At 74.4% G+C, this 16,819-nt stretch carries 17 protein-coding genes; 12 read left to right on the top strand and 5 right to left on the bottom strand.

Going from position 1 to position 16,819, the window contains the following annotated elements; all coding sequences use genetic code 11:
• Positions 1 to 78 precede the first annotated feature (78 nt).
• A protein-coding gene (locus FHU28_RS18945; RefSeq protein ID WP_376700818.1) for an IS5 family transposase occupies positions 79 to 956 on the top strand; the annotation gives its coding sequence in 2 pieces (ribosomal slippage) (positions 79 to 444 and positions 447 to 956; 876 coding nt in all).
• An 18-nt stretch (positions 957 to 974) separates the two neighbouring features.
• Here FHU28_RS18945 and FHU28_RS18950 read toward each other — a convergent pair.
• Positions 975 to 2,930: an AfsR/SARP family transcriptional regulator gene (locus FHU28_RS18950; protein ID WP_184685882.1), complete on the bottom strand. Its 1,956-nt coding sequence runs from the start codon at positions 2,928 to 2,930 to the stop codon at positions 975 to 977.
• A gap of 97 nt (positions 2,931 to 3,027) precedes the next feature.
• Here FHU28_RS18950 and FHU28_RS18955 point away from each other — a divergent pair, with 97 nt between their 5' ends.
• Positions 3,028 to 3,906, top strand: a complete 879-nt coding sequence (locus FHU28_RS18955) for an alpha/beta fold hydrolase (RefSeq protein ID WP_184685883.1) — start codon at positions 3,028 to 3,030, stop codon at positions 3,904 to 3,906.
• Between the two features lie 50 nt (positions 3,907 to 3,956).
• Here the strand turns inward: FHU28_RS18955 and FHU28_RS18960 are convergent, their stop codons facing one another.
• The gene (locus FHU28_RS18960; RefSeq protein WP_184685884.1) at positions 3,957 to 4,928 is read right to left on the bottom strand and encodes an ABC transporter permease subunit; all 972 of its coding nucleotides are present in this window, start codon (positions 4,926 to 4,928) and stop codon (positions 3,957 to 3,959) included.
• Positions 4,925 to 5,758, bottom strand: a complete 834-nt coding sequence (locus FHU28_RS18965) for an ABC transporter ATP-binding protein (protein ID WP_184685885.1) — start codon at positions 5,756 to 5,758, stop codon at positions 4,925 to 4,927. Before FHU28_RS18965 ends, FHU28_RS18960 begins: the two co-directional genes overlap by 4 nt.
• Positions 5,759 to 5,876: 118 nt before the next feature.
• On the opposite strand from FHU28_RS18965, the gene FHU28_RS18970 reads away from it, so the two are divergent.
• From FHU28_RS18970 to FHU28_RS18985, 4 genes are all read left to right on the top strand, one after another.
• Complete coding sequence (locus FHU28_RS18970; protein ID WP_184685886.1) at positions 5,877 to 6,995, top strand: sensor histidine kinase; 1,119 nt, start codon at positions 5,877 to 5,879, stop codon at positions 6,993 to 6,995.
• Positions 6,995 to 7,642 carry a response regulator gene (locus FHU28_RS18975; protein WP_184685887.1) on the top strand — a complete coding sequence of 216 codons (648 nt, stop codon included), beginning with the start codon at positions 6,995 to 6,997 and terminating at the stop codon, positions 7,640 to 7,642. Before FHU28_RS18970 ends, FHU28_RS18975 begins: the two co-directional genes overlap by 1 nt.
• Positions 7,643 to 7,707: 65 nt before the next feature.
• The gene (locus FHU28_RS18980; RefSeq protein WP_184685888.1) at positions 7,708 to 8,676 is read left to right on the top strand and encodes an ATP-binding cassette domain-containing protein; all 969 of its coding nucleotides are present in this window, start codon (positions 7,708 to 7,710) and stop codon (positions 8,674 to 8,676) included.
• Entirely contained in the window at positions 8,673 to 9,482 is an 810-nt protein-coding gene (locus tag FHU28_RS18985; RefSeq protein WP_184685889.1) for an ABC transporter permease, read from the top strand. Before FHU28_RS18980 ends, FHU28_RS18985 begins: the two co-directional genes overlap by 4 nt.
• Positions 9,483 to 9,524: 42 nt before the next feature.
• Here the strand turns inward: FHU28_RS18985 and helR are convergent, their stop codons facing one another.
• Positions 9,525 to 11,696, bottom strand: a complete 2,172-nt coding sequence (gene helR, locus FHU28_RS18990; RefSeq protein ID WP_184685890.1) for an RNA polymerase recycling motor ATPase HelR — start codon at positions 11,694 to 11,696, stop codon at positions 9,525 to 9,527.
• A 221-nt stretch (positions 11,697 to 11,917) separates the two neighbouring features.
• On the opposite strand from helR, the gene FHU28_RS18995 reads away from it, so the two are divergent.
• The 5 genes from FHU28_RS18995 to FHU28_RS19015 all read left to right on the top strand — a co-directional run bounded on the left by FHU28_RS18995 (position 11,918) and on the right by FHU28_RS19015 (position 15,104).
• Positions 11,918 to 12,709 carry a TetR/AcrR family transcriptional regulator gene (locus FHU28_RS18995; RefSeq protein ID WP_184685891.1) on the top strand — a complete coding sequence of 264 codons (792 nt, stop codon included), beginning with the start codon at positions 11,918 to 11,920 and terminating at the stop codon, positions 12,707 to 12,709.
• A 107-nt stretch (positions 12,710 to 12,816) separates the two neighbouring features.
• Positions 12,817 to 12,963, top strand: coding sequence for a hypothetical protein (locus tag FHU28_RS19000; protein ID WP_184685892.1), 147 nt, complete (start codon positions 12,817 to 12,819; stop codon positions 12,961 to 12,963).
• A complete protein-coding gene (locus FHU28_RS19005) occupies positions 12,963 to 14,183 on the top strand; it encodes a YeiH family protein (protein ID WP_184685893.1) in 1,221 nt (406 codons plus the stop codon). The genes FHU28_RS19000 and FHU28_RS19005 overlap by 1 nt, the downstream gene beginning before the upstream one ends.
• A gap of 36 nt (positions 14,184 to 14,219) precedes the next feature.
• Positions 14,220 to 14,759: a flavin reductase family protein gene (locus FHU28_RS19010; RefSeq protein ID WP_184685894.1), complete on the top strand. Its 540-nt coding sequence runs from the start codon at positions 14,220 to 14,222 to the stop codon at positions 14,757 to 14,759.
• A gap of 33 nt (positions 14,760 to 14,792) precedes the next feature.
• Entirely contained in the window at positions 14,793 to 15,104 is a 312-nt protein-coding gene (locus FHU28_RS19015; protein ID WP_184685895.1) for an NIPSNAP family protein, read from the top strand.
• A gap of 32 nt (positions 15,105 to 15,136) precedes the next feature.
• On the opposite strand, the gene FHU28_RS19020 is transcribed toward FHU28_RS19015, so the two are convergent.
• A complete protein-coding gene (locus FHU28_RS19020; protein WP_184685896.1) occupies positions 15,137 to 16,147 on the bottom strand; it encodes a helix-turn-helix transcriptional regulator in 1,011 nt (336 codons plus the stop codon).
• Positions 16,148 to 16,233: 86 nt separating this feature from the next.
• Here FHU28_RS19020 and FHU28_RS19025 point away from each other — a divergent pair, with 86 nt between their 5' ends.
• The gene (locus FHU28_RS19025; RefSeq protein WP_184685897.1) at positions 16,234 to 16,812 is read left to right on the top strand and encodes a DinB family protein; all 579 of its coding nucleotides are present in this window, start codon (positions 16,234 to 16,236) and stop codon (positions 16,810 to 16,812) included.
• The last annotated feature ends 7 nt before the right edge of the window (positions 16,813 to 16,819 follow it).

Raw genomic sequence — 16,819 nt, forward strand, 5'->3', positions numbered from 1 at the left:
AAGTAGGCGAGGTCTCCGGTAGATGGTTCAGCGACCAAGCAGAACCTGAAAACCGGAGACCTCGTGGACACCCTAGCGGTGACGAGGCGGTTCGACCTGACCGACGTGCAGTGGGCGGTGCTGGAGCCGTTGCTGCCGACGCCGAAGCGGCCGGGTCGACCGTCGTTGTGGAGTAGGCGGCAGTTGATCGATGGGATCCGGTGGCGGATCCGGGTGGGTGCCCCGTGGCGGGACGTGCCACCGCAGTACGGGTCCTGGTCGGCGGTGTATGCCCTGTTCCGACGGTGGCAGCGCGATGGGACCTGGAAGCAGGTGCTGACTGCGTTGCAGGCCGTGGCTGATGCGGCCGGGCGGATCACCTGGGACGTGTCCGTGGACTCCACCATCACTCGGGCCCATCAGCACGCTGCCGGAGCGCGGAAAAGGGGGATCTGCAGGTCGAACCGCCTGGCGGGGTCAGCGTCGAGCCGGCAGACCACGCGCTCGGACGGTCCCGCGGTGGGTTGACCACGAAGCTGCATCTGGGCTGCGAGCAGGGACAGAAACCCCTCGCCATCGTGCTGACTGCCGGGCAGCGCGGCGACAGCCCGCAGTTCATCCCGGTCCTGACCGCCATCCGCGTTCCCCGCCTGATCCCCGGCCGGCCGAGAACACGACCGGACCGGGTCCTGGCCGACAAGGCGTACACCTCGAAGGCCAACCGGGCTTACCTGCGCCGGCGGGGCATCGCCGCGACCATCCCGAGCAAGGCCGACCAGGACGCGAACCGGCGGGCAAAGGGATCCAAAGGCGGCCGGCCACCGGCCTTCGACCCGCACATCTACCAGCAACGTCACGCCGTGGAGTGCGGCATCAACCGCCTCAAACGCAACCGAGCCGTGGCCACCCGCTTCGACAAACTCGCCGTCCGCTACGAGGCCACCATCCACCTCGCCGCCATCAACGAGTGGCTGTGACCGACTTCGACACAGGCCCTAGCCGCCGGTCACCTCGAGGGCGGCGTCGAGCCGGTCCAGGTGTGCGGCCACCGGCCCCACTGTGAGCAGGCCGCTTTCCGCCCCGGCCACCTCGCCCGCCGCCGGGGCGAGCGCGTTCCGGGCCCGCAGCATCGCGTCCCGGTCGCCGAGGGACACGGCAGCCCGGCCGGTGAGGCACCACAGCGCCTCCAGCAGCAGGTCACGCGGTGGCGCCGGGGTGCGGCGCAACGCCCGGGCGGCCTCGTCCCGGCGGTCGGCGGCGAGCAGGACCAGCGGGCGGGCCCAGGGCGCGTACGGGCCCCAGTCGGTGTCGGGGGGAAAGTCGGCCGGCAGGTCGTGCCACACCCGCAGGCAGAGCAGCGCCAGCGGCGCCAGCCCGCGTTCCACGCCGGGCATGCCGCAGCCGGCCAGCCCGGTCGCCCACGACCGGTACGCGGCCTCCGCGTCCGGGTACGCGGCGCCGGTGGCGGCGGTCCGCATGGCCCGGTAGCCGCCGGTGAACACGCCGACGAGCGGGCTCTCGTGCCGGGCGGCGAGCCGGTCCGCCGCCTCGGCGTGCGTGTCGGCGGCGGTGAAGTCGGCGAGCGCGCCGCGCGCCTGCACCCGGATCAGGTGCCCGAGAATCTCCACGGTGGCCAGGCCGTGCCGGGCCGCGAGCGCCACCAGTTCTGCGCCGATCCCGTCCCGCTCGGCGGCCAGCCCGGCGCGGTGGAACGTCTGCATGAACACGCCGTTGAGCGACTGGGCCAGCAGCGCCGGGTCGGCCACCCGGCGGGCGATCGCCTCCGCCTCCCGCGCCGCCTGCGCCGGGCCCGGCGACGCCGTACCTCGGGACTCGATCGCGACGGTGGCCAGCAGCCGGGCGCGGGTCGCCTCCGGCGCGTCCGGGCCCAGCCCGGCCAGCGCCCGCTGTGCCGCCGCGACGACCCGGGCGGCCTGCGCCGGGTCGTCGGAGCGGGTCCAGATCGCGGGTACGTCGTACCCGCCGATGACGCGCGCGGTGAACTCGGGGTCGCCCAGTTGCTCGGCGGCGGTGATTGCCGCTTCGCGCTGGTCCCGGGCCGCCTCCAGTCCGCCCGGCCCGGTCACCGCGAGGCTGCGCAGCATCCCGACAGTGGACTCCAGCCGGGCCCGCGCGCCGGGCACCACGCTGCGCTCGTACGCCGCCGCGGTGTCGGCCCAGACCCGTGCCGCGCCGGTCGGCTCGGGTTCGGCCTGCCGCAGCAGGTCGGTCTCCAGCCGCCGCAGCCGCGGCCCGGGATCCAGGCCGAGCTGGTCGCGCAGCATCTCGCGAGCGCGGCGCAGCACGGCGAGCGCGTCGGCCTGCCGCCCGGCCCGGTACAGCGCCGAGGCCAGCAACGCCCACCCGTCCTCCCGCCACGGGTGCGCGGCGACGTGGGCGTCGAGATCGGGTACGGCGTCGGCGGCCCGGTCCAGCGCCAGCAGCGCCTCGGCCCGCCGCTCGACAGCCGTCAGCCGGATCTGGTCGAGCCGGGACCGTTCGGCCTGCGCCCACGGGCTGTCGAAGTCGGCGTACGCGGGTCCGCGCCACCAGCCCAGCGCCTCGTCGAGCCGGTCGAGCGCGGTGCGGGGCAGCGCGTCGGCGACCTCGTTGACGGTGTCCTCGAACCGCCACGCGTCGACGGCGCCCGGTTCGGCGCGCAGCGCGTACCCCGGTCCGTCGGTGACCAGCAGCCGGGCCGGCTCGCGTGGCGGACGGCGCGGTTCCAGGCGGCGGCGCAGCGCCGCGACGAACGTGCGGACCGCGCCCACCCCGCCGGCCGGCGGGTCGTCCCACAGGTCGTCGACGATCTGCCCGACCGGCACCACCCGGCCCCGGGCCGCGACCAGCCGGGCCAGCACGGCCCGGTGGCGGGGCCCCTTCAAGTCGACCGGCTCACCCGCGTCGTCCCAGGCCGTCACCGGACCGAGCACACCGAAACCGACAGGCACCGACCCTCCTCGACAGGGGTCACCGTATCGCGCTCATCGGTTGCTCATCGGGCGCCGCCACGCTGGTCAGGTACGACGAGACGAAAGAGGGATCGAGATGAGCACCACCATCGCGGGATTCGACTACCAGCGCGTTCCGGTCGCCGGAGGTGTGGCGCTGAACGTGGCGGTGGGCGGCTCGGGCAGCCCGGTAGTGCTGCTGCACGGCTTCCCGCAGACGCACCTGATGTGGCGGCACGTCGCCGCCGACCTGGCCGCCGAGCACACGGTGATCTGCCCGGACCTGCGCGGCTACGGCGCCAGCGACAAGCCGGCCGCGGACACCGAGGACACGTACAGCAAGCGGAGCATGGCCGCCGACGTGGTGGCGCTGGCCCGCGCGCTCGGACACGAGCGGTTCGCGCTCGCCGGGCACGACCGGGGCGCCCTGGTGGCGGTCCGGGCCGGTCTGGACCACCCGGACACGGTCACCCACCTGGCATCGCTCGACGTGCTGCCGACCCTCGACATGTGGGACGTGCTGCACGGTGTGTCCGCGTCGGTGGCGTTCCACCTCTACCTGATGGCCCAGCCGCCCGGCCTGCCCGAGAAGATGATCGCGGCCAGCGCCGACGCCTTCTTCGGGCACTTCCTCGACGCCTGGGCCGGTGACCCGGCGGCCATGCCCGCCGCGGTGCGCGCCGAGTACCTGCGGGCCTCCCGGGAGGCGGTCGACTCGATCGTCGCGGACTACCGGGCGTCGGCCGGGATCGACGTGGCGCACGACCGCGCGGACCGGGACGCCGGGCGGCGGCTGACCATGCCGGTCGCCGTCATCCAGCAGGACTGGGGCGCGGCGCTCGGCTACGACGCGGCGGCGGTGTGGCGGGCCTGGGCGCCGGACCTGGAGCACCGCACCACCACGGCCGGGCACTTCATGGCCGAGGAGGCCCCGGGCGAGATCAGCGAGGCGCTGCGCGCGCTGCTCAAGCGGTAGGTACGGCGGTCCGGGCGCGCGCCGCGCCCGGACCGTCCGCCCCCGTCCGCTCAGCCGGCCCGTCTCCGGACGTGCCACAGGCCGAGCGCCGCCAGCAGACCGGCCGCGCCGAGGTGCAGCGCCAGCTCGATCCACTGGAACGTCCAGAACCGGCGGTTCGGCTGGTAGGCCAGGTCCACGTGCAGGTTGAGCTTGCCGAGGCAGACCGCGGTGTCGCCGAACGTGCCGGTGGCGCCGGTACGCGGCGGGTCGCGGAAACAGGTGCCGAACGCGGCGTCGGAGAGCTGCCGCCCGTCGGCGGTACGCAGCGGGCTGATGTCGGTGACCCAGGCGCCCGGCACGTCCAGTCCGCCGACGACCGGCGAGCCGGTGATGCTGCCGAGGTTGCGGGCCCGGTTGACAGTGTCGGCGGTCATCGGCACGGTGACCCGCTCCGGCGGCAGGTAGTGCGGGCGCAGCAGGTTCGGCACCGCGAGCTGCGCCAGCACCACGGCCAGGAACACCACTGCCATGGCTGGGAGGGTGCGGCGCAGCAGCAGCCCGGCGACGACGCCGAGGACGAGGCCGAACACGGCGTACCCGACCGGCGCGACGCCGCGCGCGCCGAACAGCACGGTGCTGAACCGGTCGCCCGCGACCCGGTCGACGGGCGCGGCCGCCCAGGTCAGCAGCGCGCCGAGCAGCCCGGCGACGAGCGCGGCGGCGGCCGACAGCACGGCGAGCTTGACCGCCAGCCAGCGGCGGCGCGGCACGCTCTGGTTCCACACCAGCCGGTGCGTGCCCTGCTCCAGTTCCCGTGCGACCAGCGGCGCGCCCCAGAACGCGCCGATCAGTGCGGGCAGCAGCGCGAACCCACCGGCGAGGAACAGCATGGTCTGCGCGTACCGGTCGGGCAGCCGGGCCGGGTCGGGCACGGTCCGGATGTCCGCGCCGAGGCGCAGCAGGTAGGCGCCGGCCAGCACCAGCAGGACCGCGCCGGCGAGCGCCGGGAGGCGGAACTGCCGCAGCGTCATCCGGATCATCCGGTCACCGCCGGGTGGGCGGCGGCCCGGGACAGGTACGCCAGGACCAGCTCCTCCAGCGTGACCGGCGCGCCGTCGCGTACCGCCGGGCCCCGGGCCACGACGCGGCCAGGCTCGGCCCAGACCACCTCGGTCCCGGCGGGCGCGGCGGCGGCCCGGTGGTGCGTGGCGAGCAGGTCAGTGACCGGCCCGGCTACCTGGACCCGGGCGGCGCAGAGCACGACCAGGTGGTCGCAGACCTGCGCCACGTCGCCGAGCAGGTGCGAGGAGAGCACCGCGCCGGCGCCGAGTTCCCGCACGAAGCCGGCCAGGCCGTGCATGAACTCGCGGCGCGCGAGGGGGTCCAGCGCGGCGGCCGGCTCGTCGAGGATCAGCAGCTCGGGGCGTTTCGCGGCGGCCAGCGCCAACGCCAGTTGGGCGCGCTGGCCGCCGGAGAGCCGGCCCGCCTTCTGCGCCGGGTCCAGGCCGACCTCGTCGATCCGCCGCCGGGCCAGCGCCGCGTCCCAGGACGGGTTGAGCCACGCGCCCATCCGCAGGTGCTCGGCGACGGTGAGGGAGGCGTAGACCGGTGTGTCCTGGGCGACGAATCCGACCCGGGCCAGGTGCGCGGCGTCGGCTGCAGGTGGTGCGCCGAGGACCGTCAACGTGCCGGAGGTGGGTGCGATCAGCCCGCAGGCCAGTTGCAGCAGCGTGGACTTGCCGGCGCCGTTGGGCCCGACCAGGCCGATCACGTGCCCGCGCGGAACGCTCAGGTCGCAGTCGGCAAGCGCGGTGCGGCGGCCGTACCGTTTGGTCAGCCGCTCGGCGTGCAGGGCGAGTGGTGGATGCATGCGGCTCATCCTGGGCACGGCGGGACCGGCGGGCATCGGTCCGGAGCAGGGCCCGGCGCGCGGCGGACCCTCCTTTCGGCCGGTTCGGCCCGGCCGCCGATCTCCTAGCGTGCTGGGCATGGCTACCGAACGGATCCCCCGGGTGGCGGCGACGGCGGGGCTCGCCGTGGTGCTGCTCGCGGCGATCGGCGTCCAGGCGGTGGCGATCGCCGCGAGCTGGGGCCTGCGGTACTGGCTCGTCGGCGGCGCGGCCGCCGTCGTGGTCGGCGTGCTCGCTCTGGTACGCGACAGGCAGCGCGTCGTCACGGCCACTGCCGGGCTCGTCGTCGCCGGGGCGGCCGTCGTCGCCGCCCGGTTGTTCGACCTGCCGACCGAGCCGGGGCCGGCGCTGGCGCTGGCGTCGGCGGTCCTGGTCGGATCAGCGGTACGCGCGTTGCCGCCGCTGCCCGCCGGGCTGATCGCCGCCGGTGGTCTCGTGGTGGCGGCTGGGGCGTGGGCGGTGGCCCGGCCGGGCGCGGGCGGGTCCGGGGTGGTGGCGCTCAACTGTCTGTGCTGGCTCGGCGGGGTCGCCACCGGGCTGACGCTGCGGCTGCTCGACGAGCGGGCCCGGGCCACCGCCGAGCGGGTACGCCGCGACGAGCGACTGGAGCTGGCTCGGGAGCTGCACGACGTGGTGGCCCACCACGTCACCGGCATCGTGGTGCAGGCGCAGGCCGCCCACCTGGTCGGGCGGCGGGATCCGGCGCGCGCCACGGAGTCGCTGGCCGGGATCGAGGCGGCCGGCGGTGAGGCGCTGCGGGCCATGCGCCGCGTGGTGGGGGTGCTGCGCGACACCGCTGACGCGCCGCCGGCCTCGGCCGGTACCGAGCAGATCGAGGAGCTGGTCGAGCGGTTCCGCCGGCAGGGCCCGCCGGTGCGGCTGCGGCTGCCAGGGGCGACGACCTGGCCGCCGGAGGTCACCAGCACTGTGCACCGGGTCGTCCGGGAGGCGCTGACGAACGTGGCCCGCCACGCGCCGCACGCCGGGCAGGTCACTGTGGACGTGGCGCAGGAGCCGGACGCGGTGGTGGTCGAGGTGACCGACGACGCGTCCTCCACGCCCGCCGAACACCGGGGCGGGTACGGCCTGGTCGGCCTGCGCGAGCGGGTCGAGGCCCTGGGCGGCACGCTGCACGCCGGTCCCCGCCCCGAGGCCGGGTGGTCGGTGCGGGCGGTAGTGCCGACGGGGAGGGCGTGATGACGATCCGCGTGCTGCTCGCCGACGACCAGGCGATGGTCCGCGGCGGGCTGCGGCTCATCCTGGAGGACCAGCCCGACATCACAGTGGTCGCCGAGGCGTCCGACGGCGTCGACGCGGTCGCCCAGGCCCGCCGGCTGCGCCCCGACGTCTGCCTGGTGGACATCCGGATGCCGCGGCTCGACGGCCTCCAGGTGACCCGGGCGCTCGCCGGGCCCGAGGTGGCCGACCCGCTGCGCGTCGTCGTGGTGACCACGTTCGACCTGGACGAGTACGTCTACGGCGCGCTGCGCGGGGGAGCGGCCGGGTTCCTGCTCAAGGACGCCGGCCCGGCGCTGCTGGTGGAGGCGGTCCGGGCGGCGTACCAGGGCGACGCGCTCGTGTCCCCGTCGGTGACGGTACGGCTGCTACGGCATCTGAGCCCGCCCGCCCCGCCCCGCGACGAACGCCGCCCGGCGCTGTCCGAGCGGGAGATCGAGGTGGTACGCGAGATCGCCCGGGGGCGCACCAACCTGGAGATCGGCGCCGAGCTGTTCATCTCGCTGAGCACCGTCAAGAGCCACGTATCGGCTATCCAGACCAAGCTCGGCCTGCGCAACCGTACCGAGATCGCGGTCTGGGCGTGGGAGCACCGCGTGGTCGGCTGAACCGTTGGCGGACGGCCTACCGTACATTGTACGTTAGTGGCCGTCGTCAACGGAGGGGGACAGACGTGGAACACGCGATCCTCGCGGAGGGCCTGCGCAAGCGGTACGGGGACAGCGTCGCGCTGGACGGATTCGACCTGCGCGTGCCACCGGGCACCGTGTGCGGGCTGCTCGGCCCGAACGGCGCGGGCAAGACCACAGCCGTACGCATCCTGGCCACGCTGCTGCGCTTCGACGCCGGGCGGGCCGAGGTCGCCGGCTTCGACGTGGCCGGGCAGCCCGACCGGGTGCGCCACCGCATCGGCCTGGTCGGCCAGCACCCGGCCGTGGACGAGGCACTGAGCGGCCGGGAGAACCTGGTCATGTTCGGCCGCCTGTTCCACCTTGACCGGGCCGGGGCGAGACGGCGGGCCGGCGAACTGCTCGACCGGTTCGGGCTCGCCGACGCCGCCGGGCGGCCGGTACGCACGTACTCCGGTGGCATGCGCCGCCGGCTCGACCTGGCCGCTGGGATGATCCTCGCGCCCTCGGTGCTGTTCCTCGACGAGCCGACCACGGCGCTGGACCCGCGCGGACGCAACGAGGTGTGGGAGGCGGTGCGGGACCTGTTACGCGGTGGCACGACTGTGCTGCTGACCACTCAGTACCTGGACGAGGCCGACCAGCTCGCCGACCGGGTCTGCGTGCTCGACGCCGGGCGGGTGATCGCCGAGGGTGCCCCGGACGCGCTCAAGTCCCGGCTCGGCGGCGACCGGATCGAACTGGTCGTCCGCGACGCCGCCGACCTCGCCACCGCCGTGCGGCGGCTGCGCGCGGTGGCCCGCGCCGAACCGGCGGTCGATCCGGACCGGCGGGCGGTCAGCGCCCAGGTCGGCGACCGGGCCGGCGCGCTGACCGAGGTGCTGCGCGCGCTGGACGCCGACGGCGTGGGCGTGGCTGACGTGGCGCTGCGCCGACCCACACTGGACGAGGTGTTCCTCCAGCTGACCGGCGCGCCGTCCGCCGCCCGTCCCGCAGTGGAGGTGACCGCGTGACCGCGACAGTGATCTCGGCCCGGCGTGCGTCGCTGGCCGGTGACGGCCTGACGCTGACCGGGCGCGCGCTGGCGCACTGGCGGCGCGAGCCCGGCCCGCTGATCGGCTCGCTGGGCTTCGACATCCTGATGGTGCTGATGTTCGCGTACCTGTTCGGCGGCGCGCTCCAGGTGCCGGGCGGCGGCAGCTACCGCGAGTTCCTGATGCCGGGCATGTTCGCCATGACCATGGTCTTCGGTATCAGCATGACCACCATGGCGGTGTCGGCGGACCTGGACCGCGGTGTCACCGACCGCCTGCGGTCCATGCCGGTGTCCCGGCTGGCCCCGCTGCTCGGCCGCGCGGTCGCCGACCTGATGTTCGCGGTGGTGACGCTCACCGTCATGCTTCTCGTCGGCCTGGCCGTCGGGTGGCGGGCGCGCGGCGACCTCGGCGACACGCTCACCGCGTTCGGGCTGATCCTGCTGCTGCGGTTCGCGCTGGTCTGGGTGGGCGTCTTCCTCGGCCTGACCGTCAAGGGGCAGAGCGCGGTGACCGCAGTGCAGACGCTGGAATTCCCGCTCGGCTTTCTGTCCAGCGCGTTCGTGGCGCCGTCCACGATGCCCGCCTGGCTGGGCGCGATCGCCGAGTGGAACCCGCTGTCCGCCACGGTCGGGGCCACCCGGGAGCTGTTCGGCAACCCCGGCTGGGGCGGCGACTCGTGGGTGGCCGCGCACCATCCGCTGCTGGCGGTGCTCTGGCCGCTGGCGCTGATCGCGGTGTTCCTGCCGCTGTCGCTGCGCCGCTACCGCGCGCTGAGCCGCTGAGCCGGACCCCGGGGGTGGCCGTGCGCCGCCCCCGGGGCACGGTCACGGCCCGGTGAGGACGACCAGCTCGCCGGTGGCCCGGGTCATCGCGACGTACCGGTCCACGGCGCCGGAGATCCCGTGACCGAAGGACTCCGGGTCGACCAGCACCACCAGGTCGAACTCCAGTCCCTTTGCGAGTTCCGGGGTCAGCGACCGGACCCGGTCCGAGGCCGGGAACGCCGGATCGCCGATGACGCACCCGACGCCGTCGGGATGGGCGGCGAGCCACCCGTTCACCACCGCGCCCAGCTCCGCGCGGACGCCGTACCGTACGGGGGCGCCGTCGCGGATGGACGTGGGCACGTTGGCGTCCGGGAGGACGGCCCGGATCACCGGCTCGGCCGCCGCCATCACCTGCGCCGGGGTGCGGTAGTTGACTGTCAGCGTCGCCACCTCGACCCGGTCGAACCCGGCCCGGGCCAGCCGCTGCGGCCACGACTCGGTGAACCCGTGCCGCGCCTGCGCCCGGTCACCGACCACAGTGAAGCTGCGCGACGGGCAGCGCGCCAGCAGCATCTGCCACTGCGCGTCGGTCAGTTCCTGCGCCTCGTCCACCACGACGTGCGCGAACGGCCCAGCCAGCAGGTCCGGATCGGCCACGCTCAGCGCGCTGGAGTCGACCAGGCTCGTGCGCATGTCCTCGCCGTACAGCATGGTCATCAGGCCCTCGCCGTCGTCGTAGGCGTGCGACGCGATCAGCGCGTCGACCACCGTGTCCATCTCGACGCGCTGCGCGGCCAGCACCGCCTCGTCGCGGCGCCGCCGCAGCGACGCCTCCGGGTCGCCGACCCGCCGCCGGGCCGCGTCCAGCCACGGCAGGTCCGCCACCGTCCAGGCCCGGGCGTCGGCCCGCCGCAGCGTACGGATCTCCTCGACGCTCAGCCAGGGTGCGCACCGGCGCAGGTAGGCCGGCACCGACCACAGGTCGGCCACCACGTCGAGCGGGTCGAGCAGCGGCCACGCCCGGCCGAACGCGGTGACCAGTTCCCGGTCGCGCCCCAGCTCGCGGCGGACCGCCTCCTCCGGCTCGTCCCCGTGGTACTTCTCCACGAGGATCGTGAGCAGTTCCTCCCACACGTCGTCGCGGGCCTCGTTGTGCGGGACGCCCGGCCCGGCCGCCTCGAACGCCGTCGCCCAGTCGTCGGCTGTGAGCCGCAGCTCGGCGTCCCCGACACCGACAGTCATCCCGGTTGCGGGCGGCTCCTCGTAGAACCGGACCGCGGCGTCGACCGCCCGTACCAGGTCCGCCGACGCCTTCAGCCGGGCCACCTCCGGGTCGGGCTCGGGCGCCGCCGCGGCGCCCTCCGGCACCAGGTCGGCCAGCGTGCAGATCTGCACGTCCTCCTCGCCCAGGCTGGGCAGCACGTCGGAGACGTAGTTCAGGTACGGCTGGTGCGGCCCGACCACCAGCACCCCGCCCCGGCGCTCGCCGAGGCGCGGGTCGGCGTGCAGCAGGTACGCGGTGCGGTGCAGCGCCACCACCGTCTTGCCGGTGCCCGGACCGCCGTCGACCACCAGCGCGCCCCGGGAACCAGCACGGATGATCGCGTCCTGGTCGGCCTGGATGGTGCCCAACACGTCACGCATTCGCGCCGACCGGGTCGCGCCCAGGCTGGCGATGAACGCCGACTGGTCGTCCAGCGCGGCGTGCCCGGCCAGAGCGTCGGCGGTGAACACCTCGTCCCAGTAGTCGGTGATCCGGCCCGCGGTCCACCGGTACCGGCGGCGGCTGACCAGGCCCATCGGGTCGGCGTGGGTCGCGCCGAAGAACGGCTCGGCGGCGGGGGAGCGCCAGTCCAGCAGCAGCCGGCCGCCCGCGCCGTCGGTCAGGCCGAGCCGGCCCACGTACACCGGCGCCGCGCCGTCCGCGCCGACCATCCGGCCCAGGCACAGGTCCAGACCGTAACGGCGCAGCGTACGCAGGCGCGCGCTCAACCGCCGGACCTCCTGGTCCCGGTCGACCGCCTGCCGGCCCCGGCCACCCGCGGCCCGGCGCGTCGCGTCGAGCCGGTCGGTCAACTCGGCGATCGAACGGCGCAGGCTGTCCGCGATGGCGGCGAAGTGCCGCTCGTCGGCGGCGATCAGGTCCGGGTCGGCCTTCGCCGACAGACGCTCGGGAAGATCGAAAACGCTCGTGGCAGGCAGATTCAACTCGTCTCCGATCACGGGCACGGCCGAGCCTCCGCTCTTCGCGGCTTTTCGAATGCCTCGGCAATGGGTTACGGCCGGCAATTCTGCGCCACCACCCGGGGCTTGCCGCAAGACCGGGGGTGCGCTATATGTTGGTAGTGGCGGGAGAACCCGCCATTCTTTTTGCCCGAACAATTCTCGTGGCTCTTTCCTGCGTCCCGCCGACGGCCCGCGACCGGCGTGGCCGGTAGGATGACGGCACCATGTCGAAGGAGCGCCGGCGCAAGGCCGATCCCGCCCGCAGCCTGGCCCTTCTGTGGCGCACCCGGGAGCCGGCCAGCCGTGGCGCCGGTCCCGGTCTCAGCGTCGACCGGATCGTGCGCACCGCGATCGAGATCGCCGACGCCGAGGGCATCGATGCGCTCACCATGCGCCGGGTCAGCGAGGCGCTCGGTGTGGGCACCATGTCCGTCTACACGTACGTGCCGGGAAAGGCGGAACTGCTCGACGTCATGGTGGACGCCGTTCTCGGTGACCTCCCGCGCCCGCCCGACGTGCCGGGTGGCTGGCGCGGCCGGCTGGAACGCATCGCGCGGGACAACCTCGCGCTCTACCGGGCCCACCCGTGGCTGCTGCGCGCCGAGACGACCCGGCCGGTGCTCGGCCCGAACGTGCTCGCCAAGTACGACTACGAACTGCACGCGGTCGCGGACATCGGGCTCGACGACGTGGAGATGGACGCGGTGCTCACGCTCGTGCTGGGGCACGCCAAGAGCGCGGCCCGGGTCGCGCTGGACGTGGCCGAGCTGGAACGTGAGACCGGGATGACCGACGACCAGTGGTGGCAGACGCACGGCCCCTGGCTGGAGAAGTTCATGACCGCCGGCAGTTTTCCGCTCGCCGCGCGGGTCGGCACGGCCGCCGGGATGGCGCACGGCGGGGCGTACGGGCCGGACCACGCCTTCGAGTTCGGTCTCCAGCGGGTGCTCGACGGCGTCTCGGTGGTGGTGGCCGCCCGCGCCGCGGGTGAGCCGGAGCGCGGGAAGACCTTGTAATCCTACTAGTTAAGTAGGAAACTCTCCCCATCGACCGGCTCCGGCCGGTCGATCACCCTCGCCTCCGGCTGCCCTCCGTCGCCCGCGCGTACCCGTAGGAGCCCCTCATGAGCAACGAGCCCACGCCACCCGAACCGCCCACCGCAGGAACGTCCCGGCTCGCCTTCAACGAGGACTGGGCCGCCACCGCCCTCGGCCTCGCGCTGCTGCTCCTGGTGCTGGCCGGCGCGATCCCCGCCGGGCTGGTGCCGTGATGGCCGCCGCCCCGGAACCCGCCGTCCGCAGCACCGCCGCCGGGCCGCCCGCGGCCTCCACCGCGGACGCCCCAGCCGCCGCCACCTCAGTGGACCGACCGGACGGTGCGCCCTCGGACGCCCCACCCCGGGCCGACCTGCGCTCCGGCGCGTTCTGGGCCTGGACCGGCCTGGGTCTGCTGGTGGTGCTCGGTCTCGCCGCGCTCACCCGGTACCTCGAACAGAACGTGCCGGTCTGGGCCGAGGGCAGCGCGGTCGAGGACGTGGCCGGCGCCGTCGAGTACCCGGTCTACGCGATCCTGCTCGGCCTGCTCGGCAATCTGATCGTCACCGTGACCGGGTTGCGGGACCGGATCTCCGCCGCGTTCCGTACCGAGTTCTTCATCAAGACCGGTCTGGTGCTGCTCGGCGCCTCGATCAACCTCGCCGTCATCGCGAGCGCCGCCGGACCCGCCATCGCCCAGGCGCTGCTGCTGATCAGCGGCGTGTTCCTGTTCACCTGGTGGCTGGCCGGGCGGTTCGGCCTGGACGAGAAGCTGCGGGCGCTGCTCGCCTCGGCGGTGTCGATCTGCGGAGTCAGCGCCGCCATCGCCGCCGCCGGTGCGGTACGGGCACGCCGGGAGCAGCTCGCGTACACGGCCAGCCTGGTCATCGCGTTCGCGCTGCCGTCGATCTTCCTGCTGCCGTGGCTGGCCGACGTGCTCGGCCTCTCCGACGCGGTCGCCGGCGCCTGGATCGGCGGCAACATCGACACCACCGCCGCCGTCACCGCTGCCGGCGCGCTCGCCGGTGAGGACGCGCTCCAGATCGCCAGCATCGTCAAGGTCACTCAGAACGCGCTGATGGGCGTGGTCGCGGTGGCTCTCACCGCGTACTTCGCGCTGCACGTGGAGCGCCGCCCGGACGCGCCGCGCCCCGGGCTCGGCGAGCTGTGGCGCCGGTTCCCGAAGTTCGTCCTCGGGTTCGTCGCCGCCTCGGTGATCGCCACCTGGTACCTCGACGCGGCCGGCGCGGACGGCAAGGCCACCATGGCCGTCGTGACCGACCTGCGTGTCTGGTTCCTCATCCTGGCCTTCGTCAGCATCGGCCTGGAGGTCCGGGTGTCGTCGCTGCGGGAGGCCGGCTGGCGGCCGGTGGCCGTGTTCGGCGCCGCCACCGTGTTCAACCTCGTGCTCGCGCTCGGGTTGGCGTCGGTGCTGTTCCACGGCTTCACGGTCTGACCGCCGTCCCGCCCCCGTACACGTTGGAGGAACGCCGTGCCCGAGCCCGCCGACACCCCGGTCGACGCCGACGCCGACGTCGACGCGCTGCGGACGCTGCTGCGCCACCAGGCCAGCACCGTCACAGTGGTCACCGCCGCCGGTCCGCCCGCGGCCGGGTTCACCGCCACCTCGTTCACCGCGGTGTCGCTGCGACCGCCGATCGTCTCGTTCTGCCTGGACCTGGGCTCGTCGAGCTGGCCGGTGGTGTCCCGGGCCCGGCACGTCGGTGTGCACCTGCTCGGGCACGGCCAGCACGAGGTGGCCCGGAGGTTCGCCACCAGCGGGATCGACAGGTTCGCCGGGCCGACCCGCTGGCGGCCCGGCCCGGAAGGGGTGCCGGCCCTCGACGACACACTGGCCTGGCTGCTGTGCCGGGTGGTGGACCGGGTCGTCGTCGGGGACCACGCGGTCGTGCTGGCCGAACCGGAACTGCTGCGGCACGCCGACGTGGGCTCGCCGTTGCTCTACCACCGGGGGCGGTACGCCGGCCTGGCCGACACGACCGACCCCGGCGACCGCCGCTCCGCCGCCTGAGCGCCGGGGACCGGGCGTCGCTATCGTGGCCGCGTGATCACCTGCGTCGTGCACTACACGATCGATCCCGCGCAGATCGAGGCGTTCGAGCGCTTCGCCCGCACCTGGATGCGGCTGGTGGCACGGCACGGCGGCGTGCACCACGGCTACTTCCTGCCCGCCGAGGGCGCCAGCGACCGGGCCGAGGCGCTGTTCAGCTTCGAGAGCCTGGCGGCGTACGAGCAGTACCGAGCCCTTTTCGGAGTGGACCCGGAGTTCGTCGCCGCCGACCGGATCCGTGAGGAGTCGGGCTGCGTCCTGCGGTACGAGCGCACCTTCATGCGCCCGCTCCTGCCCACCGACTGACACCGGGCGCGCCGTCGTGGTGGGAGGCGCGGTCAACCGGTGCGCGGCGTGTCCGGGGCCTGTGCGGCGGCGGCGTAGCGGCGGGCCAGGCGGGCGAACGCCTCGCGTAGCTCCGGCGGACCGATCACCTCGATGTCGGCGTCGTAGCGGCCGAGCACGGCGGCCAGCCCGGGCCACGACCAGCCGCCCAGCACCAGCCGGCAGCGGTCCGGGCCCAGCTCCTCGACGATCCCGTCGCGGGTCCACCCGGACACCACACGGGCGGGCAGGTCGAGGATCACCTCGCCCCGGCAGGGCCAGTCACCCGGCCCGGTGGCGCCCTTGAACCGGCCGGCGACGTACGCGGCCACGTCCCCGCCGGGCAGCTCGCGGGGCGTGAACCGGGGGCCGGTGGGCGTACGCGGGCTGATCCGGTCGACCCGGAACGTGCGCCAGTCGTCGCGGTCGAGGTCCCAGGCGACGAGGTACCAGCGCCCACCCCAGGTGACCAGGTGGTGCGGCTGCACCCGGCGCGGTGGCCGATGCGGATCCGGTGGTGCGGTGGACACCGACTCGTAGTCGAAGCGCAGCTCCTCGCGGGCGTGCACGGCGGCGCTCAACGTCATCAGCAGCGCCGGTTCCACCCGGTGCCGGGCGGGCGTGCCGGCGCGTTGCACGTCGATCACCCGCAGCCCGTCCACCCGGTGCCGCAGCCGCGCCGGCATCACCTGCCGTACCGTGGTCAGCGCCCGCGCGGCCGCCTCCTCGATGCCGGTCACGCCGCTGGCGGCGGTCTGCAACGCCACGGTGAGCGCGACCGCCTGCTCGTCGTCGAAGAGCAGCGGCGGCAGCTCGGAACCGGCGCCCAGCCGGTAGCCGCCGTCCGGCCCTTTGGCGCTCTCGATCGGGTAGCCCAGCTCGCGCAGCCGGTCGACGTCGCGGCGCACCGTACGCGGGCTGACCCGCAACCGTTCGGCGAGCAGCGATCCCGGCCAGTCCCGTCGCGCCTGCAACAGGGACAGCATCGAGAGCAGTCGGGCGGAAGTCTTCGGCACGACACGCATTCTGCCGGGAGAAGAGGACACTTCCTGACCGCTGTGCCTGCGAGGGTGGACCCGTACCCGATCAGGACCGGAAGGAACAGATGACGATGACCGGCACCACCACGACCCCCACCACCCTGGACGCCGAGCGGGCCGACCTGCTGGCCGAGCTCGCCGAAGCCCGCAACATGCTGATCAACACGGTGCGCGGCCTCTCCGACGAGCAGGCCGGGCTGCGGCCGACCGCGAGCGCGCTCTGCCTGGGCGGCCTGATCAAACATGTGACGTCCACCGAGGAGAGCTGGCTGCGGTTCGTGGTCGAGGGCCCCTCGGCGATGTCCTTCGCCCTGCCCGAGGGCGTCACCTGGGAGGACTTCATGTCCGGCCAGGCCCGCGAGCTGCCGCAGTGGGCGATCGAGCGGGGCCGGGACTTCCAGATGCTGCCCGAGGACACGCTGCCGGCCATCCTGGACCGGTACGCCCGCGTCGCCGCGCGTACCGAGGAGATCGTCGCCGGCGTCGAGGACCTGTCGGCGACGTGGCCGGTGCCGGACGCGCCGTGGAACGAGCCCGGTTCGGTCCGCAGCACCCGGCGCGTGCTGATCCACGTCATCGCCGAGACCACCCAGCACGCCGGGCACGCGGACATCCTGCGCGAGAGCATCGACGGGCAGACCACCACCTGAGCCGGCC

Origin of the sequence: Micromonospora echinospora (genome assembly GCF_014203425.1) — a bacterium.
GTDB classification, from domain to species: domain Bacteria; phylum Actinomycetota; class Actinomycetes; order Mycobacteriales; family Micromonosporaceae; genus Micromonospora; species Micromonospora echinospora_A.

Excerpts from the sequence above, each read along its gene's own strand:
- FHU28_RS18975 (WP_184685887.1), top strand. The coding sequence starts at position 6,995 with ATGACGATCCGCGTGCTGCTCGCCGACGACCAGGCGATGGTCCGCGGC.
- FHU28_RS18965 (WP_184685885.1), bottom strand. The coding sequence starts at position 5,758 with ATGCATCCACCACTCGCCCTGCACGCCGAGCGGCTGACCAAACGGTAC.
- FHU28_RS18960 (WP_184685884.1), bottom strand. The coding sequence starts at position 4,928 with ATGATCCGGATGACGCTGCGGCAGTTCCGCCTCCCGGCGCTCGCCGGC.
- FHU28_RS19025 (WP_184685897.1), top strand. The coding sequence starts at position 16,234 with ATGACCGGCACCACCACGACCCCCACCACCCTGGACGCCGAGCGGGCC.
- FHU28_RS19000 (WP_184685892.1), top strand. The coding sequence starts at position 12,817 with ATGAGCAACGAGCCCACGCCACCCGAACCGCCCACCGCAGGAACGTCC.
- FHU28_RS18970 (WP_184685886.1), top strand. The coding sequence starts at position 5,877 with ATGGCTACCGAACGGATCCCCCGGGTGGCGGCGACGGCGGGGCTCGCC.
- FHU28_RS18995 (WP_184685891.1), top strand. The coding sequence starts at position 11,918 with ATGTCGAAGGAGCGCCGGCGCAAGGCCGATCCCGCCCGCAGCCTGGCC.
- FHU28_RS19005 (WP_184685893.1), top strand. The coding sequence starts at position 12,963 with ATGGCCGCCGCCCCGGAACCCGCCGTCCGCAGCACCGCCGCCGGGCCG.
- FHU28_RS18955 (WP_184685883.1), top strand. The coding sequence starts at position 3,028 with ATGAGCACCACCATCGCGGGATTCGACTACCAGCGCGTTCCGGTCGCC.
- FHU28_RS19020 (WP_184685896.1), bottom strand. The coding sequence starts at position 16,147 with ATGCGTGTCGTGCCGAAGACTTCCGCCCGACTGCTCTCGATGCTGTCC.